The sequence below is a fragment of the Kitasatospora sp. NPDC040550 genome (assembly GCF_055594965.1).
In genome coordinates this window covers 1-1314 of record NZ_JBVIWC010000066.1, presented here as the reverse complement: position 1 = coordinate 1314, position 1314 = coordinate 1, and the positions used below count along the sequence as shown (strand labels likewise).

Sequence of the window (1314 nt, the reverse complement as noted above, 5' to 3'; positions counted from 1 at the left end):
CTTAGGTTCTAGTGGTCGTTGCAACACCCCAGCTCAAGGGGTGTTATGGACTTCGAGATTCGGAAGGACCGGGGTGCCAAGGGGCCTCGTCTGACCCGTGAGCGGGAGGCATACTTCCAGCTCATGCGTCAGGGCTACAGCAGCAGAGAGGCGTGCCGAATCGTTGGCATCGATGTCCGGACGGGCAAGCGGTGGCGCAACGGCTGGCACTCGCCGCCGAACGGCCGGAAGCCGGTGCCTCCCATCCACGTGGAGGCACCGGCTTCCGGTCCGTCGCGGTTCCTGCTCGAGGGCGACCGGATACACATAGCCGACCGGCTGCGCGAGGGCGCGAGCGTCCGTACGATCGCCGCCGAGCTGGGCCGCAGCCCCTCAACGGTCAGCCGCGAGATACGCCGCAACGGTGTACCCCTGCGCGGTGACGTCTCCCGGTGGGCCTACCGGCCCCACGCCGCCCATCGCCGTGCCGAACAGCGCCGACCGCGCCCCAAGCCCGGCAAGATCGCCCAGAACCCCGAGCTGCGGGACTTCATCCAGCACCGCCTGGACCTGGAATGGAGCCCGGAGCAGATCTGCCACGCTCTGCGCAACGCCTTCCCCGACAGGCCGGAGATGCACGTGGCCCACGAGACCGTCTACCAGGCCCTCTACGTCCAAGGCCGCGGCGAGCTGCGACGCGAGCTGGCCGGCGCCCTGCGCACGGGCCGTGCCCGCCGCAAGCCGCAGCGTCAGGCCAACCGCCGCCAACCGCGGTTCGTCGACCCGATGGTCATGATCAGCGAGCGTCCCGCCGAGGCCGAGGACCGGGCGGTCCCCGGGCACTGGGAGGGCGATCTCATCGTCGGCAAGGACGGCGCCTCCGCGATCGGCACCCTGGTCGAACGCACCACCCGCTACGTGATGCTCCTGCACCTGCCCAACGGCCGCACCGCCGAACACGTCCGCGACGCCCTCGTCGACACCGTGAAGACCCTGCCCGCCCACCTGGTCCGCTCGCTGACCTGGGACCAGGGCTCCGAGATGGCCTCGCACGGCTCGTTCACAGTCGCCACCGGCATCCCGGTCTACTTCTGCGACCCCGCCAGTCCCTGGCAGCGCGGCTCGAACGAGAACACGAACGGCCTGCTGCGGCAGTACTTCCCGAAGGGCACCGACCTGTCCGTCCACAGCCCCGAACACCTCACGGCGATCGCTGCCCGACTCAACGGCCGCCCACGCAAAACGCTCGGCTGGGAAACCCCAGCCGAGCGCCTGCATAAACTCATCGCGGCCTAGACAACCGACCACGTGTTGCAACGACCCCTAGAAACCGCC

1 protein-coding gene is annotated in these 1314 nt (G+C 69.3%); it reads left to right on the top strand.

The genetic code is table 11. From position 1 onward, the window contains the following. Positions 1–45 precede the first annotated feature (45 nt). Entirely contained in the window at positions 46–1275 is a 1230-nt protein-coding gene (locus tag ACZ58X_RS40195) for an IS30 family transposase (protein WP_470338517.1), read from the top strand. Positions 1276–1314: the final 39 nt, after the last annotated feature.